The 26,037-nt window shown below is 32.5% G+C and carries 28 protein-coding genes and 1 pseudogene; 9 read left to right on the forward strand and 20 right to left on the reverse strand.

Translation table 11 applies throughout. The features are described 5' to 3' along the window. From BMX60_RS07620 to BMX60_RS07640, 5 genes and pseudogenes are all read right to left on the reverse strand, one after another. A pseudogene (locus BMX60_RS07620) lies at nucleotides 1-226 on the reverse strand (ISLre2 family transposase); the annotation flags it as partial. Nucleotides 227-737: 511 nt separating this feature from the next. Beyond that, the gene (gene ystJ, locus BMX60_RS07625; protein ID WP_091350889.1) at nucleotides 738-1,967 is read right to left on the reverse strand and encodes an NADP-dependent malic enzyme; all 1,230 of its coding nucleotides are present in this window, start codon (nucleotides 1,965-1,967) and stop codon (nucleotides 738-740) included. A 79-nt stretch (nucleotides 1,968-2,046) separates the two neighbouring features. Continuing rightward, nucleotides 2,047-2,523 (reverse strand): phosphatidylglycerophosphatase A family protein, encoded by a 477-nt coding sequence (locus BMX60_RS07630; protein ID WP_278276552.1) that lies wholly within the window; start codon nucleotides 2,521-2,523, stop codon nucleotides 2,047-2,049. 32 nt (nucleotides 2,524-2,555) lie between these two features. Beyond that, entirely contained in the window at nucleotides 2,556-5,969 is a 3,414-nt protein-coding gene (locus BMX60_RS07635) for a DNA polymerase III subunit alpha (RefSeq protein ID WP_242945737.1), read from the reverse strand. A gap of 18 nt (nucleotides 5,970-5,987) precedes the next feature. Beyond that, nucleotides 5,988-6,881 carry a phosphatidylserine decarboxylase gene (locus BMX60_RS07640; RefSeq protein WP_091350891.1) on the reverse strand — a complete coding sequence of 298 codons (894 nt, stop codon included), beginning with the start codon at nucleotides 6,879-6,881 and terminating at the stop codon, nucleotides 5,988-5,990. A 109-nt stretch (nucleotides 6,882-6,990) separates the two neighbouring features. On the opposite strand from BMX60_RS07640, the gene BMX60_RS07645 reads away from it, so the two are divergent. Further along, entirely contained in the window at nucleotides 6,991-7,329 is a 339-nt protein-coding gene (locus tag BMX60_RS07645) for a YtrH family sporulation protein (protein ID WP_091350893.1), read from the forward strand. Continuing rightward, nucleotides 7,330-7,818, forward strand: a complete 489-nt coding sequence (locus BMX60_RS07650; protein ID WP_091350895.1) for a sporulation membrane protein YtrI — start codon at nucleotides 7,330-7,332, stop codon at nucleotides 7,816-7,818. Here the strand turns inward: BMX60_RS07650 and BMX60_RS07655 are convergent, their stop codons facing one another. The 7 genes from BMX60_RS07655 to trmL form a co-directional block, all read right to left on the reverse strand. Then, nucleotides 7,819-9,123 (reverse strand): DRTGG domain-containing protein, encoded by a 1,305-nt coding sequence (locus tag BMX60_RS07655; RefSeq protein ID WP_091350897.1) that lies wholly within the window; start codon nucleotides 9,121-9,123, stop codon nucleotides 7,819-7,821. An 89-nt stretch (nucleotides 9,124-9,212) separates the two neighbouring features. Further along, on the reverse strand, nucleotides 9,213-10,544 hold the full coding sequence (locus tag BMX60_RS07660; protein WP_091350902.1) for an alpha-amylase family glycosyl hydrolase: 1,332 nt from the start codon (nucleotides 10,542-10,544) through the stop codon (nucleotides 9,213-9,215). Between the two features lie 281 nt (nucleotides 10,545-10,825). Beyond that, nucleotides 10,826-11,224, reverse strand: a complete 399-nt coding sequence (locus BMX60_RS07670) for a Fur family transcriptional regulator (protein WP_242945738.1) — start codon at nucleotides 11,222-11,224, stop codon at nucleotides 10,826-10,828. Nucleotides 11,225-11,277: 53 nt separating this feature from the next. Continuing rightward, nucleotides 11,278-11,970: an HAD family hydrolase gene (locus BMX60_RS07675; RefSeq protein ID WP_091350908.1), complete on the reverse strand. Its 693-nt coding sequence runs from the start codon at nucleotides 11,968-11,970 to the stop codon at nucleotides 11,278-11,280. Between the two features lies 1 nt (nucleotide 11,971). Continuing rightward, nucleotides 11,972-12,826, reverse strand: a complete 855-nt coding sequence (locus tag BMX60_RS07680) for a TIM barrel protein (RefSeq protein ID WP_242945739.1) — start codon at nucleotides 12,824-12,826, stop codon at nucleotides 11,972-11,974. After that, nucleotides 12,819-13,460, reverse strand: coding sequence for a YigZ family protein (locus tag BMX60_RS07685; RefSeq protein WP_091350911.1), 642 nt, complete (start codon nucleotides 13,458-13,460; stop codon nucleotides 12,819-12,821). The genes BMX60_RS07680 and BMX60_RS07685 overlap by 8 nt, the downstream gene beginning before the upstream one ends. 15 nt (nucleotides 13,461-13,475) lie before the next feature. Next, nucleotides 13,476-13,931, reverse strand: a complete 456-nt coding sequence (gene trmL, locus BMX60_RS07690; RefSeq protein WP_091350913.1) for a tRNA (uridine(34)/cytosine(34)/5-carboxymethylaminomethyluridine(34)-2'-O)-methyltransferase TrmL — start codon at nucleotides 13,929-13,931, stop codon at nucleotides 13,476-13,478. A 112-nt stretch (nucleotides 13,932-14,043) separates the two neighbouring features. Between trmL and BMX60_RS07695 the strand changes: the two genes are divergently transcribed. After that, the gene (locus tag BMX60_RS07695; RefSeq protein ID WP_091350915.1) at nucleotides 14,044-14,901 is read left to right on the forward strand and encodes a DUF4438 domain-containing protein; all 858 of its coding nucleotides are present in this window, start codon (nucleotides 14,044-14,046) and stop codon (nucleotides 14,899-14,901) included. On the opposite strand, the gene nth is transcribed toward BMX60_RS07695, so the two are convergent. From nth to BMX60_RS07725, 6 genes are all read right to left on the reverse strand, one after another. Continuing rightward, the gene (gene nth / locus BMX60_RS07700) at nucleotides 14,883-15,503 is read right to left on the reverse strand and encodes an endonuclease III (RefSeq protein WP_091350916.1); all 621 of its coding nucleotides are present in this window, start codon (nucleotides 15,501-15,503) and stop codon (nucleotides 14,883-14,885) included. The two genes, BMX60_RS07695 and nth, sit on opposite strands and share 19 nt — an antisense overlap. A gap of 25 nt (nucleotides 15,504-15,528) precedes the next feature. Continuing rightward, the gene (locus BMX60_RS07705) at nucleotides 15,529-16,416 is read right to left on the reverse strand and encodes a cation diffusion facilitator family transporter (protein ID WP_091350918.1); all 888 of its coding nucleotides are present in this window, start codon (nucleotides 16,414-16,416) and stop codon (nucleotides 15,529-15,531) included. 85 nt (nucleotides 16,417-16,501) lie between these two features. Beyond that, a complete protein-coding gene (locus BMX60_RS07710) occupies nucleotides 16,502-16,741 on the reverse strand; it encodes a hypothetical protein (RefSeq protein ID WP_091350920.1) in 240 nt (79 codons plus the stop codon). A 56-nt stretch (nucleotides 16,742-16,797) separates the two neighbouring features. After that, nucleotides 16,798-17,916, reverse strand: coding sequence for a PEGA domain-containing protein (locus BMX60_RS07715; RefSeq protein WP_091350922.1), 1,119 nt, complete (start codon nucleotides 17,914-17,916; stop codon nucleotides 16,798-16,800). Beyond that, entirely contained in the window at nucleotides 17,891-18,463 is a 573-nt protein-coding gene (locus BMX60_RS07720; protein WP_177159741.1) for an RNA polymerase sigma factor, read from the reverse strand. Before BMX60_RS07720 ends, BMX60_RS07715 begins: the two co-directional genes overlap by 26 nt. 154 nt (nucleotides 18,464-18,617) lie before the next feature. After that, on the reverse strand, nucleotides 18,618-18,815 hold the full coding sequence (locus BMX60_RS07725; protein ID WP_091350925.1) for a cold-shock protein: 198 nt from the start codon (nucleotides 18,813-18,815) through the stop codon (nucleotides 18,618-18,620). Between the two features lie 182 nt (nucleotides 18,816-18,997). Between BMX60_RS07725 and BMX60_RS07730 the strand changes: the two genes are divergently transcribed. From BMX60_RS07730 to BMX60_RS07745, 4 genes are all read left to right on the forward strand, one after another. Next, complete coding sequence (locus BMX60_RS07730; protein ID WP_177159742.1) at nucleotides 18,998-19,786, forward strand: PIG-L deacetylase family protein; 789 nt, start codon at nucleotides 18,998-19,000, stop codon at nucleotides 19,784-19,786. 112 nt (nucleotides 19,787-19,898) lie between these two features. Continuing rightward, complete coding sequence (locus BMX60_RS07735; protein WP_091350929.1) at nucleotides 19,899-20,762, forward strand: tetratricopeptide repeat protein; 864 nt, start codon at nucleotides 19,899-19,901, stop codon at nucleotides 20,760-20,762. Nucleotides 20,763-20,781: 19 nt separating this feature from the next. Continuing rightward, complete coding sequence (gene hflX, locus BMX60_RS07740) at nucleotides 20,782-21,846, forward strand: GTPase HflX (RefSeq protein ID WP_177159743.1); 1,065 nt, start codon at nucleotides 20,782-20,784, stop codon at nucleotides 21,844-21,846. A 71-nt stretch (nucleotides 21,847-21,917) separates the two neighbouring features. Then, nucleotides 21,918-22,799, forward strand: coding sequence for a GGDEF domain-containing protein (locus BMX60_RS07745; RefSeq protein WP_091350932.1), 882 nt, complete (start codon nucleotides 21,918-21,920; stop codon nucleotides 22,797-22,799). Nucleotides 22,800-22,827: 28 nt separating this feature from the next. On the opposite strand, the gene BMX60_RS07750 is transcribed toward BMX60_RS07745, so the two are convergent. Then, complete coding sequence (locus tag BMX60_RS07750) at nucleotides 22,828-24,018, reverse strand: ornithine--oxo-acid transaminase (protein WP_091350933.1); 1,191 nt, start codon at nucleotides 24,016-24,018, stop codon at nucleotides 22,828-22,830. A gap of 178 nt (nucleotides 24,019-24,196) precedes the next feature. Between BMX60_RS07750 and BMX60_RS07755 the strand changes: the two genes are divergently transcribed. Then, entirely contained in the window at nucleotides 24,197-24,817 is a 621-nt protein-coding gene (locus tag BMX60_RS07755) for an NUDIX hydrolase (RefSeq protein ID WP_091350935.1), read from the forward strand. On the opposite strand, the gene BMX60_RS07760 is transcribed toward BMX60_RS07755, so the two are convergent. Next, the gene (locus BMX60_RS07760) at nucleotides 24,801-25,670 is read right to left on the reverse strand and encodes a YegS/Rv2252/BmrU family lipid kinase (RefSeq protein WP_177159744.1); all 870 of its coding nucleotides are present in this window, start codon (nucleotides 25,668-25,670) and stop codon (nucleotides 24,801-24,803) included. The genes BMX60_RS07755 and BMX60_RS07760 overlap by 17 nt on opposite strands. A 169-nt stretch (nucleotides 25,671-25,839) precedes the next feature. Here BMX60_RS07760 and BMX60_RS07765 point away from each other — a divergent pair. Continuing rightward, a partial coding sequence (locus tag BMX60_RS07765; RefSeq protein WP_091350938.1) for a transposase occupies nucleotides 25,840-26,037 on the forward strand: 198 nt, incomplete at its 3' end.

Consider the following 26,037-nt stretch of genomic DNA (forward strand, 5'->3'; position numbering starts at 1 on the left):
TTTTTCGCTCAATTACAATTCCTTTTTGCTTTCGTTCAACTTTATCTTCAACAATTTTTCTATCAATCAATTCAAAATAAGTTCTCATCATCTCCAGTATAAAATTATCTGTTAGCTCCTTTAAATTTGTTTCTATTTCCTCCATTATTCGAGTTTCATCTTCTGAAAAAAATTCTAAAACTTTATTGATGAATTCTTCGCATTTTTGTTGTATAATTATATTCACAAGAGACCCTCCTTTTTGATTGTTTTGTTTTGTCAATTTTTATTTTACCAAAAAGAGTGGTCTCTTGTATTTTTTTATTTGCATTTTTCCTACAACAATTTTACACTATGCCTTTTTCTAATTAGTACTTTATCAATTTAATTTAGAGACAATTATTTTATTCTACTACAATTTATGAATTCCTGCTATTTTTCAAAAAAAGATGCCCTTTTGGGCATCTCAGTTTGTAGACAAAGTCATTTTCTAAAGGCTGTGGTAATTAAACATTCTAACAAAGTCTCCGTCGAGATTTAAGGCTTCTATCTAAAAGGAAGAAGGGTACCGCCCTAATTCGCCATCCATGGCTCAATAGAGCTTTCGGAACGTCCTGTTCCTCACCCCTTCTTCCTTTTATCTAATCAGCTCTTAAATCTATCTCCTCGACTTAATCGTATCTTTGTTTAATTACCACAGCTGATGTTGACTTTGTCTATAGTTTGTCTTCAGTCTGAGATGCCCTTTTGGGCATCTCTTATTTAATGCTGGCTAATTCCTTTGTCCTTTTAAAAACATCTTCTGGATCCACATTAATCCTTGCCACACCAGTTTCCATTGCTGCTATAGCTACAGCCTTAGCAACAGCTGGTGCAACCCTTGGATCAAAGGGTTTTGGTATTACATATTCTTCGTTTAATTCTTCTTCTGAAATAAGGGAAGCAATAGCACGGGAAGCAGCTACTTTCATTTCTTCATTTATATCCCTAGCCCTAGTATCTAGAGCACCCCTAAAGACACCAGGGAATGCCAATACGTTGTTTACTTGGTTAGGATAATCAGATCTACCGGTTCCAATAACTCGAGCTCCAGCTTTTTTAGCTAATTCTGGTGAAATCTCAGGAGTAGGATTGGCCATAGCAAAAATTATTGGATCTTTTGCCATATTTTTTACCATATCTTCTGTAACTACATTACCAATTGAAAGTCCAATAAAGACATCGGCATCTACTAAAGCTTCAGCTAAAGATACATTTAAATTTTGAGGATTTGTTATTCTAGCCATTTCATCTTTATATGGATTCATAGCTTCAGTTCTGCCTTCATAAAGGGAACCTTTACTGTCACACATAATAATATTCGTTACACCTAAACCCATTATTAATTTTGTTACTGCAATAGCAGAAGCCCCTGCACCATTAACTACAACTTTTACATCCTCAGCTTTTTTACCAACTATTTTTAGGGCGTTAATTAACCCAGCTACTGTAACAATTGCCGTTCCATGCTGATCATCATGAAAAATAGGTATATCACAAATTTCTTTTAATCTTTTTTCTATTTCAAAACAATTAGGTGCTGCAATATCTTCAAGGTTAATTCCACCAAAAGTAGGTTGTAGTAATCTTACTACTTCTACAATTTTATCTATATCTTTAGTATCTATACAGATGGGGAAAGCATCAACTCCAGCAAAGGCTTTAAATAATACAGCTTTACCTTCCATAACTGGCATTGCTGCTTCAGGGCCAATATCCCCAAGACCTAACACTGCCGTTCCGTCAGAAACAACTGCTACAAAATTTCCTTTAGCAGTATAATCATATACCTTTTCTTTATCTTTATGTATTTCTATACAAGGTTCTGCTACACCTGGTGAGTAAGCTAAACTTAAATCCCTAGCATCTTTTAGTTCTACTTTACTGACAACTGCCAATTTCCCTTGATTATCCTTATGAAGTTTTAGAGCTTCTTCTCGCATGCCTATTCCTCCCTAAAATTTAGTAAATTCCTAATTAGATTATAATAAAAGCCATTGCAGTAGTCAACCGCAACGGCTTAACGCGTTAAATCACTTCTTCTCTATCTTGATGGGCAATTCTTGATGCTGCCGAAGCTGCTATAGCAGCTACCAAATCATCTAAAAAGGTATTTACTTTACCTTGAATCTTATTATTTAACCCCTTTAATATCCCGATTTTTATTTTGTCTAAATATCCGAAATTTGTAAAACCTATACTGCCATAGATATTAGTTATACTTAAAGCTAAAATTTCATCAATACCATAAAGACCTTCATCGGTTTCTAAAATTGTTTGCAAAGGTTCAGGAAGCAATTTCTTTTCTGCGTAGATATCCAATACTAAGCCAGTTAATACTGCATTTTGAACTTCCCTCTTTTCTAAAACCTTACCGACATTTTCCATACAATCTTCTAAGGTTAAAGTAGAGATATAAGGTTTTTGCAGTTCATAAACCAATTCTGCTATATCCTTAATTCCTACACCCCTTTCTTCCAACATATCTACTATTAGCTTTTTCAAATTCTGCCACTCCTCTCCATTTTATTTGGGTATTATTTGATTTTTACATTTTCTTTGCCGACAAGTTCCCCAATAGACTCTAATAATGTAGGGGTTATATCCACTTTATTTAAAGCCTTTATAACTTTACCTTTATCTTCTAAATAAAAGAATACTTCATTTTTCCCCTTCACCCTTTGAAGTAAAAAATTTAATTTAGTTATTAACCCTTCATCATAATTTAAGCGGATAAATAGCTTTTGGGTTCCATTTATATCCCCTAATGAATAAAACTCATCTATACTAAATATCTCTTGACATACAACTTTAGGCTCTTCTTCCTCTTTTAAAGAAATTCTTCCAGAAACTACTATAGGTTCATCTGAAGATAATTTAGGTAAATGTTTTAAAAACTGTTCTGTAAAAACGACAACTTCAACTATTCCATACATATCTTCTAGTTCCACAAAGGCCATAGGTTTACCGGATTTGGTAAATATTTTTTTATAACCTGAAACGACACCTGCAACATTTACCCTTTGATTATCTTCCCCTTCCTTCAAATCTAAAGTGTTGATGACACCTTTTTCATATATAGAAAGATAATCATTTAACGGATGTCCTGTTATATATAGACCTAAAGCTTCTTTTTCTAAAGCTAATTTTTCTTTTGTCGTATACCCTGGAATACTAGGAAGTACCAAAGAATCCCCCATATCCCCTATCATTTCAAATAAAGATATTTGCCCACTTTCCTTTTGTTTTCTCTTACCTTCACAGAAATTCAAAATTAAATCTAAAGAGCTTAACAGTTGAGCTCTATTGGGGTTTAATGTATCACAGGCTCCTGCTTTAATAAGACTTTCCAAAACCCTTCGATTAGCATTGTTAACCCTAGAAACAAAATCTTCAATGGATTTAAAAACACCGTTTTTCTCCCTTTCCTCGATGATATCATCTACCACCCCTTCTCCAAGGTTTTTTACCGCTAAAAGACCAAAGCGAATTTTATTTCCATCTACGACAGTAAAATTTTTTAAACTTTCATTGACATCAGGGGGCAGTACTTCAATGCCTAAGCTTTTACAGTCATCGATATAAAGGGCAACTTTATCTGTTGAACCCATTACCCCAGTCAATAGAGCAGCTAAAAACTCTGTTGGGTAATTAGCTTTTAAATAAGCTGTTTGATACGCTAATACTGCATATGCAGCGGCATGGGATTTGTTGAAACCATAATCAGCAAATTTTACTATTAAATCATAAATTCTTTCTGCCGTTTCTCCATCTAAACCATTATTTAAACACCCTTCAATAAATAGCTTTCTTTGCTGTGCCAATACATCGGCTTTCTTTTTACCGATGGCTCGCCTTAAAATATCCGATTGTCCTAAAGTAAAACCTGCCAACTCTGAAGCTACCCTCATTATTTGTTCTTGATATACCATTATACCATAGGTTTCTTTTAAAATATCTTCTAATTTTTCATGGGGATAAGTTATCGGTATTTCACCATGTTTACTTTTTATAAATGTGGGAATTTGTTCCATAGGCCCTGGACGATAAAGGGCTACTACTGCTATGATTTCTTCAAATTTAGTTGGTTTTAACTCTTTTAAAACGCTGCGCATTCCACTACTTTCTAATTGGAACACCCCTAAAGTTTTCCCTTCAGATAATAATTTATATGTTTTAGGGTCGTCGTAGGATAACTTGTCCATATTTAAATTGATGCCTTTAGTTTTCTTTATAATGTTTACAGCATTGTTGATTATAGTTAAAGTTCTTAACCCTAAAAAGTCCATCTTTAAAAGACCTAGTTCTTCTAAAGTGCCCATTGGAAATTGGGTTACGGCTTTATTATCTACAACCTGTAAAGGCACATACTCCATTAATGGTTCCTTGGAAATAACTACTCCTGCTGCATGGGTAGAACAATGACGGGGCATTCCTTCTAAAGAGAGGGATATATCAATTAGTTCCCTAATAGTACTATCCTGCTCATAGAGCTGTTTTAATGTCGGTTCCATTTGTAAAGCTTTTTCAATAGTCATATTTAATTCCATAGGTATAAGTTTTGCTATTTTATCTACATCAGAATAGGGAATTCCCATTGCCCTTCCAACGTCTCTAACCACTGCCCTAGCAGCCATAGTACCAAAGGTAATAATTTGTGCTACTTTATCTTCCCCGTATTTTTCTACAACATAATTTATAACTTCTTCTCTACGTTCATAACAAAAATCTATATCAATATCAGGCATTGTAACCCGTTCTGGATTCAAAAAACGTTCAAAAAGCAAATCATATTTTAAAGGGTCTATATTGGTAATCCCTAAAGTATATGCCACAAGGCTACCAGCTGCTGATCCCCTTCCAGGACCTACTAAGATATTATTTTCTTTGGCAAAACGGATAAAGTCCCAGACTATCAAAAAATAACCACTATACCCCATGTTTTTTATAACATTTAGTTCCATAGTTAATCTATCTTTTATCGTTGGAGTTATTTCCTGATATCTCCAAGTAAGGCCTTCTAAACACAGCTTTTCTAAATAACTATCTACTGTTTCACCTTCTGGCACGGGATATTGGGGTAAATGGGTGGTATTAAAATCAAAGTCCACATGACATTTTTCAGCGATAACCACTGTATTATCTAAAGCTTCTTTCAAGTGAATAAAATTATGTTCTAACTCTTCCCTGGATTTTAAATAAAATTCATCATTGGGAAATTTCATTCTATCTTCATCATCTATTGTTTTTGCTGTTTGTATACATAAAAGGACATCATGGGGAGTACTGTCTTCTCTGGTAGTGTAGTGAATATCGTTAGTTACAACTAGAGGAATATTTAATTCTTTTCCCAGTACCACCAATTTTGTGTTTACTTCTTTTTGTTCCAATAGTCCATGATCTTGGATTTCTAAATAAAGATTTTCCCGTCCAAAAATCTTCACCAGCTCTTCAGCATGTTCTTTTGCCCTTTGATAATCATTTTGTAAAATAAATTGGGGAATAACTCCTCCTAAACAACCGGTTAAACAAATCAGCCCTTGATTATAACTTTTTAATAGTTCCAGATCAATCCTTGGTTTATAATAAAATCCTTCAGTATAGCCCTTAGTAACTAGTTTCATTAAATTTTTATACCCTTGATTATTCTTTGCTAAAAGGACTAAATGATAGATATTTTCATCTTTTTTGCCATCCTTAGAAAAACGACTACCTAAGGTTAAATATACTTCACAACCTATAACAGGTTTTATTCCCTGCTTTTTACATTCTTTATAAAATTCAATAACGCCATACATACTACCATGATCTGTGATTGCTAAGGCAGGCATCCCTAATTCCTTTGCTTTAGCCACTAAATCTTTTATTTTCCCAGCTCCATCTAATAAACTGTACTGTGTATGGACATGAAGGTGAACAAAAGGTTGATATTTGTTATCCATTATTTCCATTTACTTCACCTTCCTTTACTAAACCTTTCTTCCTATTTGTTCTCCCATGTTAACTTTAGTTTCAAAGCCTTTTTTGGTGTTTTCCAATATATCGTCATCAATTTTTACTTTATCTTTTTGGAAAAAGAGAAGTACCGTTGAACCTCCGAACTTAAAATATCCCTTTTCCTCCCCTTTATTAACCTTCTTACCAGGTTTAAAGGTTTGGACAATGGTACCAACTGCTGTTGCCCCTACTTCTACATACAAAACTTCACCAAAATTTTCAGAGTAAAATAGTGTTATCTCCCTTTTATTTTGACAGTAAAGTTTGGGAATTGCTTTTAATGCCATTGGATTTACAGAATAGTAATATCCTTTGATTTCCCTTGTCTTTTCCGGCACCCCATAGTCACAAAAATGAAAACGGTGATAGTCTGCAGGACAAAGCCTAATAATATAATAGCTTCCTCCTTGATATTTCTCAGCTAGTTTACTATCGCCTAATAATTCTTCTAATGAATATTCTAATCCCTTTACTTGTACTACTTTACTTATCTCAATATTATCATATGCAAAAACTCTACCATCGGCAGGTGATGCTAAAAGGTTAAGGTCAGCAACTACCGGTCTAACTTCAGGTTTCAATTTTCTCGCAAAAAACTCATTAAAATTCTGATATTCATTTAGATCTTCCAACAAAGCTTCAGTCATATCAATTTCAAGGCTTTCAACAAACTTAGAAATTTTCCCTTTACTTTTAGGTTTTTCCTGTAATTTACCGTATAAAAATGATAAAAATTTCCTTTTAAAAAGGAGATGAGATAAAGATCTACCTAAAGTGGACTGATAAGCCCATTTAATAAGCTTATCTCCAGCTACTATTTCTTTCTTTTTTTCTTTTGTTTTTCTATCAATGTAGTAAATTTCCATAAAACTTATCCCCTTACTATTCTAAATATCTTAATCATATAATAATAATTTATTATCATGTAATGAATTTCTATTTTCAAGGACACTATCTGTAAAAAGAGGTGATGGTATGGATAACGGTATTTCTAACTTTTGGTCAACGGCAATATTAGAATTCTTTATCGCATTAGGTGTTGTTATAGGTGGCTCTACCATTGGTTCCTTAAGTACTTTGTTTACTGGCCGTCCTCCCCTCTATACAATGGTAGATCTAGCCAGTAGGCTGAAAATTTGGGCTTTAGTTGCCGCCTTAGGGGGAACCTTTTCTACCATTAAAGCTATTGAAAAGGGATTACTAGGAGGTCAATTAAGTATTATTATTAAACAAATTGTTTTAATCCTTTTTGCCTATTGGGGTTCCCATATTGGCTATCTTCTTATTCTCTTATTAGCTAAAGGAGAGGGTTAGATGGCTATTATTTATTTCCCTTTTAACAAGAGAAACTTAAAAAAGTATTTAAGCCTATTTATATTAGGTATTGTGGCAGGTGGAGTGTTAAGTCTTATATTATTAGGCAGGGCTTATGATCAATTATACCTAGAAAAAAAGGTTTTAGAAAGTCAAGTAATAGAATTACGAAATATTATACAACAATTGGAAAAGAAACAGTTACAACAATCCCCTACTCTTACGATAAAAGAAATAGTAATTGAAACTGATTTAACAGACACTATAAAAAGTCTTGAACTTAAAAAGAAGATTAGTGAACTACTTAAAAATCTAATGGGTGAAAAAATCGATAACTTAAACCCTGAACTAATTATAGATATTTTAGAAGGTAGAATTGTTAATGTAGAAGACAAAGGATACATCCTTCATGTTCGATATATAGTTATAGGAAAAAAATTACAAATAATGTTAAATATCAAAGAGTTAAAGGAAAATTTCATAGAATAACTATCTATCTAATATTTGAGCAGATAAGAGGGATTTACAAACAAGACTTCCTTGGCTATAGATGGTTAAATCTACTTTTCCTGTTTTCCTACCCATATCGAGAATTTTCGCTTCAACTGAAACAGGACTTTCAATTTGAATTGGTTTGAAAAAATATACCGTTACATTTTCTACAACTGTATCTAAAAATTTAGCCTTTCTTAAAGCAGCATAAGCGGCATTTGTTAATAAAATCATCAAAGCCCCACTAGATGCACCGCCAATGTGGTTAGTCATCATTGGGGTAATTTCACCAATCAAACGAATTCCACCTGGAATTTCCTCTTCTTTAAAACCACTTAAAACTGCGTCATTGATAGTCATACTTACTTGTGGTTGTTTTTGCCCTTGCTGTAGAGCTTTCATGACATCTTGTCTAGAAACAACACCTATGAGTTTTTTATTCTCTACTACTGGAATTAACTCTATTCCTTCCCAAACCATAGTGTGGGCTACAGCAGCTAATGATGTTTTAAGGGTAACTGTCACAGGGTTTTTAGTCATTAATTTCTCAATTGAACAGCTGAGGTCCGCTCCTGCCACATCCTTTGTTGTTACAATTCCTACCACTTTCATGTGTTCATCTACTACTGGGAATCTCGTATGGGTTGTTTCTTTAACCATTTGTTTCCAATCAGCTACCGTTGCCTTTAATGTTAAATAATCGGGATTTGAAACTAAAATATCTTCAACTAATACTATTTCTTTTTTTATTAAACGATCATATATAGCTCTATTGATTAGGGTAGCAATAGTAAAGGTATCATATGTTGTCTGAATTACCGGCAGTTCTTTTTCATCTGCCATTTTTTTAATTTCATCTTCTGTATCAAAACCTCCAGTAATTAAAACAGCAGCCCCTAATTCTAGAGCTTTTTTTTGTGCTTCTACCCTATTACCAACTATCAAAAGATTATCCTTTTCTATATATTTAACCATAGCATCAATTTCCATTGCACCTATGACAAATTTATTTAATGTTTTGTGTAAGCCTCCCCTTCCTCCTAAAACACTTCCTTCAACAATATTAATTATTTCTGCAAATGTTAACTTTTCTATATTTCCTTTCCCTTGTTTTTTTATTCTAATTGTTCCTACCCTAGGCATGGTACTTACAAGACCAACATTTTCAGCTTCTTTAATAGCTCTATATGCTGTACCTTCACTTACCTTTAAATCCTTTGCTATACGCCTTACTGAAATTTTAGAGCCAATTGAAAGGCTTTCTATATATTCTATAATTTTCTCATGTTTAGTTTCACTCATAATTTTTCCCCCTGTTCTTATACCATTTATCTAACTGTATTATAACAATTTGTAAGAAAAAGGAATAGTACTTTTCAGAAAAAAGTTTTTTATTTTTCAGGGGCAAATAATTGAAAATAGGCAGAAGATTTAGGTGGTATTATACAAGATGCTATTTCATAGGAATATTGGTAGGTCCCTTTACCCCATACTAACTTCCAGCTTTTCCTTTGTAATTCATCGGGAAGTCTTACTACAAAAGTTTGACTATCAAAACTGTTATTAATAAAGATAACAACTTGCTCTTCTCCACATTCCCGAATAAAGACCATACCATCATCGGTTACCTTTAAAACTTTCAGAGAACCTAAAGATAAAGATAAATATTTTTTTCTTAGGGTAATTAGGTCTTTAACATATTTTCTTAATTCAAGATCCCCTTCAAAATCCATATCCTTTCGATTATGGGGATCATCCCCTCCATCCATACCAGTTTCTGTCCCATAATATATTATCGGTACTCCCCTTACTGAGAATAGAAAATCAAGGGCTAATTTTAAACGTTCTTTTCCCCGATCCTTTACGACACTTAAAAACCTTGGTACATCGTGATTGTCAATAAATGTACCTAGAAGATAAGGGTTTTGATAAAGGTGATCTTGCAATAATATTGATGAAATTTTATCCATAGGTTCATCTTTAGCAAATACTTTAGTAATAGCATAATATAGAGGAAAATCCACTAAAGAGTTAATTCCATCCTTTTGATAAGGAGCTAAGTAACAGGGATCTGGATGCCATACTTCTCCTAAAAGAATGATATCTTCCTTTACCCCTTTCATTTCCTGGCAAAACTTTCTCCAAAATTCCCTAGGAACATGTTTTACTGTATCTATTCTAAAGCCATCTAAACCTGTTTGAACAATCCACCATTTACACATATTAATTAGATAACTACTGACTTCCGGTAAATCCTGGTTCAAATCTGGTAACATCCCTAAACACTTTTCCTCTACTTCCTTTTGGTTATCCCAATCTTTAATAGGTACTAAAGGATGAAACCAATGGGGCTTTTCCTTTAAAAGAGGATGGGTTTTTCCTGTATGATTTACTACTATATCTAAAATCACCTTTAACCCTTTTCTATGGGCTTTTTGTACCAACTCTTTAAAATCCTCTAGAATTCCAAAATGGGGATCTACACTAAAAAAGTCTTGTGCCCAATACCCATGATAACCATCGGGATCATTCTTAAAAATCGGAGTAATCCAGAGGGCTGTTGCTCCTAACTCTTGTATATAGTCTAATTTTTCTATTATCCCTTTGATATCTCCTCCATGGAATTTTCTGGGATGACTTTTATCTATATCATCAAACTCCTTATCTTTTATCCCTTGGAAAAAACGATCTACCATAATAAAATATAAAATCTCTTGTTGCATAATAATCCTAATCTCCTTTCAGGAATTGTTTTAAGGGAAAACTTCCCTATATATTTAAAGACAGCAAAAGAACAATAGTTCCCGCTGTCTTCCTTGTTTTCTTAGGAAACTTAGATAAATTATAATAATATTATTACTATTAGTCCTTGATTCCTAATATTCCTCCTAAAATTTCTATATATTTTAATTCTCTTTTAGCTATTTGTAATATGATATCTTCTAAGGTTTCCAAGGGAAAAGAATTGATTTTTTCTTTTAAAGAAAAATCCCCAATTTTGGGGTTAGTTTCTACAATCTTTACATATACCATAAAACTCTAAGCGATGTTCTGTAACTAAATGACCTTCCCTATTCATTACTTCATTTTGTAATTGATGGGAAACTGGTATATCTAAATCAAAAACCCTTTCACATTTAGTACATTTAAAATGGTAATGGGGATGGGGATTGCCATCATATCTACTATAGGAACTACCATAGTTTAATTCAATAATTTCTCCCTTTTCCTTTAGAATACCTAAATTTCTATAGACAGTTCCGAGACTTATATTCGGCATTGTTTCCCTAACTTGCTGATAAATCCAATCTGCAGTGGGATGGCTTTTTGTACTTTTTATAACTTGTAAAATCTTTTGCCTTTGTTTGGTCATACGGCTGCCTTTTTCCATCTTAATCACCACTTTCTAGTAATTCTTCCTATTACTAATATAACAAATCCTTATAAGATAGTCAATCAAATTAAATCAATTATATCTCTTAAATTCCCACGATAATCAGCATGATAAGGTTTTCCCCTATCTATTACAAACCCTTCCACCAAAAAGGTTTTTATTCCTACTTGGGAAGCGACCATATCTTCTTGGCAATCATTACCAACCATTAAAGTTTTAGCTGGTTCAACTTGGATTTTATTTAAAATTTCCCTATAAAAATTTAAGTTTGGTTTACAAAAATGCATCTCTTCATAACAAGTTATTAAATGAAAATCTGCTGGATTTAAACCTGCCCATTTTATTCTTTCTAAAACTGCCTGTTTAGGAAATACCGGGTTTGTTGCTAGTACTATTTTCAATCCTTTATTTTTACAATGTGTAATTACTTCTTTTGTCCCTGGTACAGGATGATAACTATTCCCTAATTTAGGAAATTCCTCAATATAAAATTTATCAAAAATTGGACGTAATTTTTCAGGATTAGCCTCCGTTATTTTAAAGAAATGTTCCATAAATACCTCTTCATTGGTTTTATTAGGATTATCATCCTCTACCATGACATAAGTTGCTTCTAAGAGTTTTTTAGGGAATATTTCTAATGGTATATGTTCTTTAACCGTAAAGCTCAATTTTTTTATATATTTAGGTAAAAACTCTTCTACATCCAACTGAAGTAATGTCCCATCAAGATCAAATAAAATAGCTTGAAACAATCTAAACCCCTCCCTTTAAAGAATTATATATATCCTTCATTAAAATAGCATCTTCTGTTTGCTTATCCTGGGATTCAGAAATTATTACAGAAGATAAGTTATACTTAAATATCAAAGGGGCAAAATCCTCAAATCTTGGTCCAAATTCCCTTTCATCAAAGGTCCTATGTTTTTTTTCTCCTCCTTGGGTATACTCTATAGGGCTAAAATGGATATGGATATCTCTAAGCCTTTCTTCACCTAAAACTTCTCCAATTTTTTCTAAAACCCTTATAAATTCTTCCTTTTTGTTAAACAAACCACCATCCCTGGCATGGAGATGGCCAAAATCTATTACAGGTTTTAATCTATTAGATAAAAGGCAGAGAGATAAAACTTCATCAAGGCTACCTAGTTGATTAACTTTCCCCATGGTTTCCAGACCAATTTTAATATCCTTATAATTTTTTGTTTTATCTAATACCTCTTCTAAAAAAGATTTTGCCCTATCTAAAGATTCTGTTCGGGGTTTTCCTTTAATGATGGAACCGGGATGAACGACAATAACTTTAGCCCCCATTTTTTCAGCAGCCCAGAGGGATTTTTCAATATGATTAAAGCTTTTCTCAAGTTTTTCCTTATCTTCCGATGCTAAATTTATAAAATAAGGGCTATGGATGCTTAGAAGAATATCATTTTCTTCACTGGCTTCTTTTAATTGTAAACAAAAATCCTCCTTAACCCTTACCCCTCTCCCACATTGATATTCATAAGCTGTTAATCCCTTTTCTTTGAGAAACTTTGGTATTTCAAGGGAAGATTTAAATCCTTCATCATAGAAGAGACTGGAATTACCTGCAGGGCCAAATCTAACCATTAGTAGCCACCTCAACAAAAACATATTCTTTACCTGTTAATTTGATCTCAGCATTTCCCGCCGTTATATTTAAAATAGCTGTTTTAAAGGCTTCAATTTCTTCATCTTCCAAGAGGAGCTTAACTGTTACTTTATCTGTAAACACTGTATCTTTAACATACTTATAATTTAATAAAAAGTTCTCTATTTTACCATGGTAATGATAATTAAAGGTTATCTCCACACTATTCATTAACAGATTATATCCTTTTTTGGCTTTTACTATTGCTTCTTTAGCACTTTGGGCATAAGCTCTAATTAGTCCACCACTTCCTAATTTAATTCCTCCAAAATACCTTGTAACTATAACTAATGTATTCTTTAAATTTTCTTTTTTTATTACTTCAAGGACTGGTTTTCCTGCAGTTCCTGAGGGTTCTCCATTGTCACTACAACGTTGAATTTGATCATTCTCACCGAATATATAAGCATAAACATTGTGAGTTGCATTCATATGCTCTTTTCTAACTTTTTCGATGATTCCTTGGGCTTGTTCTTCTGACTCGATAGGTGTTGCTAGACCAATAAATCTTGATTTATTTATAATAATTTCTTCGATCCCCATCTCCTTTAAACAGTAATACTTTTTTAACAAATTAAACACCCCTCTTTAAAAATTAAAACCCTGTTGCCTTAAAGCCTCATAAAGTACTAAAGCAACACTATTTGATAAATTCAGTGATCTAACTTTACCCGGTGCCATTGGAATAGTTATTGCATGGTCATAATTACTATAAATTAAATCCTCAGGCAACCCTTTGGTTTCTTTCCCAAATAAAAGGAAATCATTTTTTTCAAATTTTACTTCATGGTAACCTATCTTACCTTTAGTAGTTAAATAAAAAAATCTCCCACCTTTATTAACTTCAAAAAAATGGTCTAAACTTTTATATCTATGTATTTGCACATGATCCCAATAATCCAGTCCTGCCCTTTTTAAGTACTTATCATCTAAAGAAAAACCTAAAGGTTCCACCAAATGTAAAGGAGTATTTGTGGCAGCACAAGTCCTAGCAATATTTCCAGTATTTTGTGGAATTTCTGGTTCTACAAGTACAACATGCATTTAAACTCACCTTTCCTTTTTTTGCATTTTAAATTATTTAGTTAAAAGAAAAAAGGTATTTTATATTTCTATAGCGAAATATTTCTATACACTAAAGAAGGAGGTATAAAGTATGAAAACTAACAAAGAAAAATTAGTTAAAATTTCTGTATGTGGTGAAATAACCCACCCTAAAACTAATGGCCCTCGTATTACCACTGAAGGAAAAATTAAATTTTTGCCAGGTACCGGAGGAATTACTTACAATGTAAAAATAGGAGATAAAACCTGTGGTTTTGTAGCAGATCATGTGGAACCTGGGGTTAGTATTGCCAACAGTGATTCTAGAAGCAATGACGGATTAAATATTTTAGCATCTGTCGGGAATGAAGCTAGGGTAATTAGTGGAGATGCAAAAGGGGAAAAAGGATATGTAACTGGAAAACACGGTGGCATAGAGCATGTCTTAGTTTACTTCCCTCAAGATACTTTAGAAAAACTCAATATTGGAGATAAAATTCAAATTAAGGCTTGGGGTACTGGTCTAGAAATAGAAGGATGCCCCGATATAAAGGTTTATAATACAGATCCAGAGCTATTAGAAAAGATGAATATCAAAGTTTTAGATGATGGAACTATAGAAGTCCCTGTTGTTACAAAAGTGCCTGCTTACTTGATGGGCTCAGGTATTGGGGCAATTACCAGCCATCGAGGAGATTATGATATAATGACTGCAGATAAAGAAGCCTTTGAACAAGCTAAAATCGGGGATTTGAGGTTTGGCGATATCGTTTTACTAGAAGACTGTGATAATAGTTATGGCCGTGGCTACTTAAAAGGGGCTGTTTCCATTGGTGTAGTAGTTCACAGTGACTGTGTCATCACCGGCCATGGACCTGGTGTTACCACTTTACTAACTTGTCAAAAACCAAAAATAAAAGGGGTTATTGACCCTAAAGCTAATATAGGCTATTACTTAGGGATATTATAAAATTTACAGAATTTTGTTAAGGGACAAAGATGGCATTTAGGACTTCTCGCGGTACAAAGCCGCCGGCCATGAAAAATTAAGAGATGATGGCTTAAAGTCCAGTCTTCTTTAGGAATGACAGCCATCAGTCCCTTTTCCGTTTCTTCAACGTTTTTTGCATCTACCAAACCAATTCTATTAGCAACACGGAAAACATGGGTATCCACTGCTATAGCAGGTATATTAAAGGCATTGCTTAAAACTACATTGGCGGTTTTTCTTCCTACTCCCGCTAAGCTTGTTAAAGCTGCTAAATTGTCGGGAACTTTACTTCCGTGCTTTTCCACTAACTCTTGACAACAAGCGATGATGTTTTTGCTTTTACTATTGAATAAACCACATTCTTTTATTTCATCCCTTAGCTGTTCTAAACCTAAATTTAATATTTCCTCTGGAGTTTTAGCTTTTTGAAAAAGTCTCTTTGTTACTTTATTTACCCTCTCATCTGTACACTGGGCAGATAATATAGTAGCAATTAACAATTCAAAGGGCGTTTGGTAATTTAATTCACACTTTGCCTCAGGATAGTTTTTTTTTAATATCTTTAGTACTTCCTTGACCATCTCTTCACACCTTTTTTACCTATCTTTAATCACTTTCCCTTTCTTTATGGGTACAAGGATTGACATGGATTAATACATCTACTACATCTTCTATTTGTTCTATAATTTGTTTTTTAACCTCAGCTGCAATACCATGTCCTTCCATTACCGTTACATAAGGATTAACACAGATTTTTAGATCTACTACTATATTTGAACCTAAATACCTGGCTTTAATATCGTTAATTTCTTTACAACCATTGACCTTTAAAGCTATGTCTTTAATTTTCTCAATTACCTCTAAATCTGGTGCTTTATCCATTAATTCATGGATTGCTGTTAAATAAATTTTAACTCCACTATAAATAATCATTCCCGCCACAAATATTCCAGCTAAAGGATCTAGTTGGGGATAGCCTAGACGGGCACCTCCTATTCCTATTAAAGCTGCCACAGAAGAAAGACTATCTGTCCGATGATGCCATGCATCGGCGATTACTGCACTACTTTTTATTTTTTTACCTACATAAGCAGTATATTGATACATCCCTTCTTTGGCCACAATAGATAAAAGGACTGCCCAAAGGGCAGAGATTTCTGGAGCAACGATATTCCCTTGTAAAAAGGTGTTAAGGGAACTCCACCCTATACCTACACCTGTACCGATCAAAATTAAAGCTACTATTTTTGCCACAATAGATTCTGCTTTGTGATGACCATAATGGTGGGTTTCATCTGGAGGCTGACTGGCAACCTTTAATCCACCTAAAACTACGCCACTACCTAAAATATCTGTAAAAGAATGGGTAGCATCAGCTATCAAAGCTGAACTTCCCGATAAAAAACCTATAAATCCTTTTATCCCTGTAAGGACCACATTACCTACCATCCCAATTATAGTTACCCTTTGCCCTTGTTTATTTCTTTCATCCATAAAATATCCTCCTACAACTAACTCACTTTAATATATTTTAACAAAAGTTATAATTTACCACAATAAAATTTTGGGAACAAATCCTTTACCACTTAATTTTATTAACAGATATCCTCTTGTCAATTCCGCAATTGGAGCAAAATATTAAATGAACACACACTTTATCAGACATTCCTTCTAAACTCATAATTTCTTGACTTAAATATGGACTGTATGGATCAAAAAACTGTTGAAGACTTCCTCCCTCTTCCATCTCCCCATGACAAATAGGACATTGTAAATAAATCTCTTTTAAACCATTGCAAACAGGACAAATTAAATCCACTGTATCAACCTCCTTTTAAATTAGGTTGCCCAGTGGATTTCCCGATTACAATTATTTTAATATATTTTTTGTAAAATCTCTTCCTCAAGGGAATATAGCCAAATATTCACATAATCATCTAATGCAAAAATTATAAAATGGTTCTCCCTTTCATCTAAATAAAGGATATTTAAATCTACTAGTAAATCTTCTAATAAAGGATAGTCTTTTAAATCTATTATAACTTCTAAATAATCTTTATCATCCTTTAAAATTTCTATTATTCTCTCTTCTATTTCTGTTAACTCTTTTACACTGATATCTCTTGTTCTTAAATCGATACTTTTTATTCTCTGTTCCTTCCCATTACTTTCTAACAGCAAGTATTCTTTTTCCTCTAGCCACATCCCCTTTATAGGAAAATAAAGTTCTTCACTTTGAATATAAATGGTATAACCACTTTCCGTTAGTTGTAATTCCTGCCTTCCTAGAACCGTTAACTTATCTTGAGGTTTCCCTTCATAAACAATATCAAAGGTAACCTTTTCCTTTAGAGGTTGAATAACTTCTATTTTATTTATTTTAGGTTGTAATTCTATATATAAAGGTGTTTCACCTAAGAACTTGCCATTGAGGATTACCTTAGCCCTTTCTTGTGATTGTAAGTATATAGTATTTTTTAAAATTTCTTCTAACTGGACTATTAACTTAATAGAGTTATGGCCTTTAAAAAGGCGATATTTACCTGTTGAAAAGAAAGAATTCAAAGCTTCTTCTAAAACTTCTCCTTTAATCCTCCCTTTCCATTCTAAGAAACCTTCTTTTACAACTCTAATCTCTACATTATCAGTTTGAATTTTTTGGGTAGTAGGTACTACATCGATTTTTTCTTTACCGAAATAAACTTCTGCCCCCTCCACGTTAGCTTCTACTGTTAAATAATAACCATCATTGATACTTTGGGGAATTAAATTGTAATTTACTATAGGAAAACCTAAGATTAGCAAGATACAAGCGGCAAAAAGTGCCGGTTTAAGTAGTTGTAAATAATTATTTATTCTGTTATTTTTCTTTTGAGTACTTGATAAAATATTGTGCAAAATCCTTTTTTTAGTTTCTAGTTGAACGGGTATATCAGGCAAACTTAAACCTCCACCCTCAAAAAGATCATTAAAATTTAAGTATTTCTTTTTCAATTCCTTTTACCCCCCTTTCAAAACCCTCTTCTTCTAATATTTCCCGTAAATTTTTTAACCCCCGATGAAGAATAGTTTTTACTTTACCTTCACTATATCCCATTATTTCTGCAGTTTCTTTAATAGAAAACCCATGATATTTTCTTAATAAGATTACTAATTTGTAATCTTTTTTTAATTTATTTAAACCCTCTATCAGTTGTCTTAATTCCTCATTATTTTCAAACATTTCCTCTGGATTTTTATTTGTTATAAGGGAATTACTATAATCATCGATATTTAAAAAACTTCTTTTAGTTCTGTACCAATCATAAATGGTTCGCCTGGCAATATTAAAAATCCAGGTTTTTAAAGAACAATTACCTTTAAACTTTTCCATACTTTTATATAGCTTAATAAAGATCTCTTGAGTTAGATCTTCACTTGCTTCAAAGGAAACAGAATATGAGACGAAGTTATAAACATCTTGAAAGTATTTTTCATAAATTATAATAAAGGCAGCTTCATCTCCCCTTTTGAACCGCTCTACTAAAATCTCTTCTCCCAAGTAGCTCCCCCCTGCCTCTATAAAATAGACGAGAATGATAACAAAAAGTTGCAAATCTTATCAATATTTATATTATCATTTATAACAGTTATTTCCAAGTTCTTTTAAGATAATTGTCTAAAATTATAAAAGTGACCTGTCCGGTCACTTTTATTTATATTTTTCTCACATTTGTTGCTTGAGGACCTCTTTCTGATTGAGTAATTTCAAACTCTACCATGTCCCCTTCATTTAAACTTTTAAAACCTTCTGCTTGTATAGATGAATAATGTACAAATACATCTTCACCATCTTCCCTTTCAATAAATCCATAACCTTTTTCTGAATTAAACCATTTTACTTTTCCTTGCATGAAATTTCCTCCTAAAAATTTTTCCTTAAGGTTTTACCCTTATATTTATTATGTCAAATTAAATAAAAGTTAATCCAAAAATAAAAAAATCTAATAAAATTTTAAGGAAGAAAAGTATATAAGTCTATTTTTCTCCAAAAGCTATATTTAACGGCATACTTATAATGAAAGGATGGTTATTTATGAAAAAAAATAAAAACCTCCTAATTTCTTTAGGTTTTGGTGCTACTATCTCTATCGCTGGTTTAATTGCTTTAAATAAAGTAAAACAGGGAATAAATCCGGTAGAACCAGAATTGGCATTAAAAGCTTCTGAAATTCTCTTTGAGCAGCGGGGAAAGGTTTTAGCCTTTTCTCCACATCCTGATGATTTGGAGTTTTTCGCTGGAGGAACTTTAAAATTGTTAGTTGATAAAGGATTTGATGTTACTGTCGTTGATATAACTGACGGGGAAAAGGGTGTAAATATCCCTAATTTAGGATCCATTAGACAAGCTGAACAAAAAAAGGCACAAAAGGTTATTGGTTATCAAAATCTGAAATTTTTACATTATCCTGATATGAAAGTAAATTATAAACGTCTTTTGAGGGATATACGTAATATCTGGTATGAAGTTGACCCCCAAATTGTTTTTACCTTTGATAATAATTTCCCGTTAAAGTTTCTTACCCATAAAGATCATATCGCGGTAGGAAAAGCAGTCTGCCAATTAGCAACAGAGATGGACAGCAGTGCTAAGGTATATCTCTATGCCAGTAGAAAAAACAACGTTTTAGTAGATATTACCCAAGTCATTGATGATAAAATCAAAGCTGTTTTATGCCATAGAAGTCAACTAAGATTTTCGACCTTAATCTATGATCAACTAGTTAGAAAAATGGCTAGTTATGCTAGTATGGGTACAAATATCACCTATGGTGAGTCCTTTAGGACTTTACATAATTTTGATTCCTTCCCCAAAAATCCATAATTCTTTTCCTTTTTAAGATTACTTCTACCCAATTGTCAACTGACCCCATTTAGTTTTTTAAGTTGACAATGTTTTTTTTTGCTATAAAATCAAATTAAGGAGGAATTTGAATATGGAAAAAATTATTTTACTAATCATAGCTAACATTCTTTACTTAATTAAAACTAAAGGAAGGTTTAGATTTAATTTTTTTGAATATTTATCTAATATCTTGTTAAGCCTTATTGTATATGATTTATACTTATATACAAATTTAGAATTATTGACTTATCTTGCCAGTGTAATTTACTGCTATACTATTTTTAACTTATTTTTCCCTAACTGGAGTTTCCTGATTTTTTTACTACTTTCCGAGATTAAAATACATACAAAACTTTTAGCTTACGGTATCCTCCTTAAATTAACCTTTAATCCCCAAAAAGCTGAAGAAGCTATAATCTTTTTAAATATGACCGATAGATATTCCAAAGCCCTTGCTCTCAACAATAAGTTATTAAAAACAAAAAGAACTGTTGGAATTCTTAGCCATAAACTATATTCTTTATTACAAATAGGAAATTATAAAGAAGCCAATGCAGTAGTAGATGAAATACTCAAGACTAACCATAATAATATCCGTTTTTTAGCCATTAAAGGTGATATCCTTTTAAATTTAAAGGAATATGAAAAAGCTTTAGTATTTTATGAAAAAGTTCTATTTTATCGCCCTAACTCTCTAGAAGTTATCTATAATATGGGAAAAGCATATTTTGAATTAGAAAATTGGGAAGAAAGTGAAGCAAAATTAAATCAAGCCCTTTCATTAAATCCATTTTTTATCCCTGCTTATACCGCTTTGGTCCGGGTATATTTAAAGCAAAACTTAAAGGAACAAGCCATTAAAGTTTTAAATAAAATAAAAGAAATAGTTCCAGAGATGAACAAAGAATTACAAAAAGAAATCAATATTTTATATAAAAAGGCTGAAAATCTATAAATTCTGTGAGGTGAACTTTTTGGAAAAATTTATAACAGTTTTTTTAGAGCTCCCAAAACAATCTGTAGACCAATACTATATTGATGAAACTTTCTCCCTAATAAACACTGCAGGGGGAGAAGTTATTCAAACCTTTATTCAAAAGCGAGAAGTACCTGATGTTAATTTTGCTATTGGCAAAGGTAAAGTAGATGAAATTTTATCTTATTCAGAAAACACTGAAGTAGATGGGATAATTTTTAGCTTTGATTTAACACCTACCCAGATGAAAAACTGGAGTAAAGTTTTCTCTGGTAAAATTATAGATCGAACTCAACTTATCCTAGACATTTTTGCTCAAAGGGCAACTTCAAATGAAGGTAAAATTCAAGTAGAACTGGCACAAATGGAATATAATCTTCCTCGCCTTGTAGGGTTAGGAACAACCCTTTCCCGTTTAGGTGGAGGTATTGGGACTAGGGGACCCGGTGAAACCAAATTAGAAATGGATAGAAGACATTTAAGGGAAAAGATAAATAAATTAAAAAAAGAATTAACTAAAATCCAAAAGATTAGAGAAACTGGAAGAAAAAATAGACAAAAGAGCGATATCCTAAAAATTGCTTTGGTCGGTTATACAAACTCAGGAAAAACATCTCTATTAAAAAAATTAACTAAAAGTGAAATTGAAGGTGAAGATAAATTATTTGCCACTTTAGACCCTGTTACTAAAAAAGGCTACCACCAAGGAATTAGTTATACTGTAACAGATACTGTAGGCTTTGTCCAAAACTTACCCCATCAGTTAGTAGCAGCTTTTAGAAGCACTTTAGAAGAAGTGATCTATTGTGATTTAATATTCCATGTCGTCGATATTAGTAGCCCTGACCCCCTGTTACAAGTTAGAACTGTTAATAAAGTTTTAGAAGAATTAAAAGTACAAGAAAAACCTGTGATAATGGTTTTAAACAAAATAGATTTACCCCACGAAAATTGGGTAATTTCAACTTTAAAGGAAGATTATCAATGTGTAGAGATATCTGTTAAAGAGAATATCAATGTTGAAAAATTAAAAGATTATATAAAAAATTTTTATGACATTTAGTAATATTTTCCCTTCCTTTTTTTAAAATAAAATGTTAAAATATAAGACAAAAGTCCTGGGGAGGAAAGGTAATGTTTTTTTTAAAAAATAGTATTTTGAGTAAACAAATAATTTTAGCATTACTATTACTGGCTTTTCTTTCCCTTTTACTCCCAATTTCAATTCACTTTATATTTTTTGATGGATTTACCGTAACTAAAACCTTTATAACAATATTATTCTTTTGTATTATATCTTTACTTTTAATCATCACTATTTTCCTGTTTTGGATTAAGAAAAATATCATCGACCCAATTAATAAATTACAAGAAAATACCGCCGAAGTTATTAAAGGCAATTTGAATTATGATTTTACTATTGATGTAAATAATGATATTGCCCAATTAGGCCAAAACTTAAACAGAATGGTAAAAACCATCTATGAACAACAAAAAACCCTTGAAGAGTTAGTAAGGACAGATCCCCTTACCGGTTTAGCAAATAGAAGACATTTTGATCAACAATTGGAACTAGAAATTGAACGGTGTAAAAGAAAGGGAACTCCCTTATCCCTTTTAGTTTGTGATATAGATGACTTTAAATGTATTAATGATACCTATGGCCACCTATTAGGGGATACAGTTTTAGTTGAACTAGGTAGCCTTTTTATTACTAATCTACGTAAAACTGACCTCCCGTCCCGCTTTGGTGGTGAAGAATTCGTTATATTGTTACCAGATACACCATTAGAAAAAGCTATGATAGTCGCTAATAAACTGTTAGAAGAAGTAAAAAAACTAGAATTTGATACCCCCGATGGACCATTATCCATTTCCATAACTATCGGTGTGGCTTCATCAGAACAAATTCCAGATTTTGACAAAATTAACGATCCTAAAAATATTCTTCTAGATTATGGTGATAAAGCTTTATATAGAGGTAAATACAATGGCAAAGATCAAGTATGCAAATGAAGGCATGGTGTTGACCATGCCTTTTAACTTATTTGTTTAAAACTTTATATACCCGTTCTATTGCCCAGTCTAGTTCTTCTTTAGTTATTACTAATGGAGGTGCGAACCTGATTACATTTTCATGGGTCTCTTTACAGAGAATCCCCTCCTCTTTTAACAACTCACAATATTTCCTCGCCGGTTCATCTAATTCGATCCCTATAAATAAACCTTTGCCTCGGATATCTACAATATGTGGATTGTTAATTCCTTTAAATTTTTCTAGTAAATACTGTCCTAATTCTAAAGATCTTTCAACTAATTTTTCTTCCAATAATACATCGATGGCAGCAGATGCACAAGCACAACCTAAAGGATTACCTCCAAAGGTAGAACCATGGGAACCAGGATTAAATAAGTTTAGAAGTTCACTACTACCAGAAATAGCAGAAACGGGAATAACCCCTCCTCCTAAGGCTTTACCTAAAATGTAAATGTCTGGATCTACACCTTCCCACTGACAAGCGAATAATTTACCAGTACGGCCAAACCCCGTTTGAATTTCGTCGGCTAAAAATAAAACATTATTTTCTTTACAAACTTCATAGGCTGCTTTTAAATACCCTTCAGGGGGTACTATTACTCCAGCTTCACCTTGTATTGGTTCTACTAAGAAAGCTGCAGTATTTTCGTTTATCGCCCCTTTTAGTGCCTCTACATCTCCATAAGGAATAATCTTAAAACCTGGTGTTAAAGGACCAAATCCTTCTTTATAACTTTCTGTTGAAGAGAAGGATATGATAGTAACTGTTCTACCGTGGAAATTGTTACTACAAACTATAATTTCTCCCTTATCTTTTGGAATACCTTTAACTTTATAGCCCCATCTTCTAGCACATTTTATAGCAGTTTCTACAGCTTCTGCTCCAGTATTCATCAATAAAACCTTTTCTTTACCTGTTATTTGGGCAATTTTTTTACATAATGGACCTAGTTGATCATTGTGAAAAGCCCTTGATGTCAAAGTAACTTTATCCAATTGTTCTTTAACCCTACTAATTATTTTAGGATGGCGATGTCCTTGATTTAATGCAGAATATGAACTAAGCATATCCATATAGCGTTTTCCTTCAGGATCTTCAACCCATACTCCCTCTGCTTTAGAAATCACTATAGGTAGCGGTAAATAATTTGGGGCACTATATTGTTCTGTCATTTCTAAAATAGTCCGTGAATCCATAATCTCACTCCTCCTTAATTTAACTATAATAATTCTTCTACATAATCATTTTAAATCCTGCATAAATTTCACAATAATATAATATTTTTACACTTTTAAATATATTCTACATAGTGACTTTTAAATTAAATTAAGTTAAAATAAAAAAAAATACATCTGTAATGTGAGGATTTAGAATATGGACTTAGAAAACATAACTAAAAAATTGAAAGACTACCAAGGTAAACCCTTAGGAAAATACAACAATTTTGCTGTCTTACTACCCCTAATACCCACAAAAGATGGACTTAAAATATTATTTGAAGTCCGTTCATATAATTTAACTATTCAGCCTGGGGAAGTGTGTCTTCCCGGCGGTAAAGTAGAAAAAGGTGAAACTTTTTTACAAGCTGCCCTTAGGGAAACCTGTGAAGAACTGAATATAAGTAGAGATAACATAAAAGTTATTGGAGAACTAGACTATTTAGTCACCCCTTACGATTTAATTATCTATCCCTATGTTGGATATTTAGAAAATATCCAACTAGAAGAAATAAAATATAACGAAGATGAAGTAGATCATTTATTTTTCATGGATTTAGATTATCTCCTTGCCACTGATCCAGAAATACATATTGTAGACTTACGAGCTAAACCTAAAAAAGACTTCCCCTATCACCTAATCAGGGAAGGGGAAGATTATCGCTGGAGGGTTGGAAAAAATCCAGTTCCTTTCTTTATTTACAAAGATTATATAATCTGGGGTTTTACAGCTAGAATATTACAAAACTTTAAAGAAATCATTAGCAAAAAACTTTAAGTTTCTTATAACATTTTATCTCCATAGGTAAATTGGGGCCTTCCTCTCCGTCTACATCAGTTTCTACCCAATCTGCACTATGTACTATCAATTGATCTGTTTGGAAGTATAAAACACATTGATCATCATGATGTTCTCCCTTTAATACTTTGATAAAAAGGGAGAGCTTTTCTATTAACTTACAATTTTTAATTACCAATACATCAAATTTTCCATCATCCACCTTAGCTTCTGGAGCTAAAGATTTAAAACCACCGGCACAAGGGGAATTTAATACAAAAAACAATAAAGCCTCTTCATTAAATTCTCTATCCTTAGTCTTAAGGTGTATTTTAAAGGGTTGAAAAACTGGATACTGTCCTAAAACGTTAATGTAATATGCCAGTTTTCCTAAATTGTTCTTAAAACTTGGATTAGTTTTATGGGCTACACTAGGTAAATTACCTAAACTAACAACATTTATAAAGCTGCCCCAACCGTTGATATACCCTATATCGATGGTTTTTATTTGTCCTTTTATTATTCCTTCTATATTTTTATCAAGGCTTCCTTTAATACCTAAGTGCTTAGCAAAATCATTAGATGTTCCAACAGGTATAATTCCCAATGGTAGATCTACATTGTTGCTTACCATATCGTTAATCACTGAATTTAATGTACCATCACCACCGGCAGCTACTATTAGATTATAATCATCTACATCAATTTTCTTAAATATATCCCTCTCACCGTCTAACCGGTACGGTGTTACTAAGTAATCATTTTGTTGAAACTTACTAATTATATAATCTAACCTATTTTTAAAAGACCCTTTACCTGAAATAGGGTTATATAATAACAATAATTTTTTCATCTCCATCCCCCTCCCGTATAATAAGTATTGTAAAACTTTTTTTATATAAAAGTAGCTTAAACAACCTTTATTTATAGCTTTTTACAAAAAACAACTTGCCACCCCCTTAATCTTCGTTCATAATTGAGGTACACACACCAAATAAACAAAGAAAGAAAGGAGTGACAAGTTGTTACCTCAATTTATAACATATTGTTTAGAAATAATCAAGCAGCAAAATGAAATTATCTGTACTTTAATTACTTTGCTTATTAAAAAGAGTGTGTTTAATAAACCTTCAAAGGAACCAGTTAATAAACCATATAGGAAACTTCAGGTGGATGAGCTCCCTGTAGTTGAGAAGTTAGATAAACTTAACTATAAAACT

Origin of the sequence: Anaerobranca gottschalkii DSM 13577, from assembly GCF_900111575.1 — a bacterium.
In the GTDB taxonomy this organism is placed as follows: domain Bacteria; phylum Bacillota; class Proteinivoracia; order Proteinivoracales; family Proteinivoracaceae; genus Anaerobranca; species Anaerobranca gottschalkii.

Excerpts from the sequence above, each read along its gene's own strand:
- BMX60_RS07755 (WP_091350935.1), top strand. The coding sequence starts at position 24,197 with ATGGACTTAGAAAACATAACTAAAAAATTGAAAGACTACCAAGGTAAA.
- BMX60_RS07750 (WP_091350933.1), bottom strand. The coding sequence starts at position 24,018 with ATGGATTCACGGACTATTTTAGAAATGACAGAACAATATAGTGCCCCA.
- BMX60_RS07660 (WP_091350902.1), bottom strand. The coding sequence starts at position 10,544 with ATGCAACAAGAGATTTTATATTTTATTATGGTAGATCGTTTTTTCCAA.
- BMX60_RS07650 (WP_091350895.1), top strand. The coding sequence starts at position 7,330 with ATGGCTATTATTTATTTCCCTTTTAACAAGAGAAACTTAAAAAAGTAT.
- BMX60_RS07645 (WP_091350893.1), top strand. The coding sequence starts at position 6,991 with ATGGATAACGGTATTTCTAACTTTTGGTCAACGGCAATATTAGAATTC.
- BMX60_RS07680 (WP_242945739.1), bottom strand. The coding sequence starts at position 12,826 with ATGGTTAGATTTGGCCCTGCAGGTAATTCCAGTCTCTTCTATGATGAA.
- BMX60_RS07725 (WP_091350925.1), bottom strand. The coding sequence starts at position 18,815 with ATGCAAGGAAAAGTAAAATGGTTTAATTCAGAAAAAGGTTATGGATTT.
- BMX60_RS07745 (WP_091350932.1), top strand. The coding sequence starts at position 21,918 with ATGTTTTTTTTAAAAAATAGTATTTTGAGTAAACAAATAATTTTAGCA.
- nth (WP_091350916.1), bottom strand. The coding sequence starts at position 15,503 with ATGGTCAAGGAAGTACTAAAGATATTAAAAAAAAACTATCCTGAGGCA.
- BMX60_RS07760 (WP_177159744.1), bottom strand. The coding sequence starts at position 25,670 with ATGAAAAAATTATTGTTATTATATAACCCTATTTCAGGTAAAGGGTCT.
- BMX60_RS07730 (WP_177159742.1), top strand. The coding sequence starts at position 18,998 with ATGAAAAAAAATAAAAACCTCCTAATTTCTTTAGGTTTTGGTGCTACT.
- BMX60_RS07705 (WP_091350918.1), bottom strand. The coding sequence starts at position 16,416 with ATGGATGAAAGAAATAAACAAGGGCAAAGGGTAACTATAATTGGGATG.
- trmL (WP_091350913.1), bottom strand. The coding sequence starts at position 13,931 with ATGCATGTTGTACTTGTAGAACCAGAAATTCCACAAAATACTGGAAAT.
- BMX60_RS07635 (WP_242945737.1), bottom strand. The coding sequence starts at position 5,969 with ATGGAAATAATGGATAACAAATATCAACCTTTTGTTCACCTTCATGTC.
- BMX60_RS07655 (WP_091350897.1), bottom strand. The coding sequence starts at position 9,123 with ATGAGTGAAACTAAACATGAGAAAATTATAGAATATATAGAAAGCCTT.
- BMX60_RS07735 (WP_091350929.1), top strand. The coding sequence starts at position 19,899 with ATGGAAAAAATTATTTTACTAATCATAGCTAACATTCTTTACTTAATT.
- BMX60_RS07695 (WP_091350915.1), top strand. The coding sequence starts at position 14,044 with ATGAAAACTAACAAAGAAAAATTAGTTAAAATTTCTGTATGTGGTGAA.
- BMX60_RS07640 (WP_091350891.1), bottom strand. The coding sequence starts at position 6,881 with ATGGAAATTTACTACATTGATAGAAAAACAAAAGAAAAAAAGAAAGAA.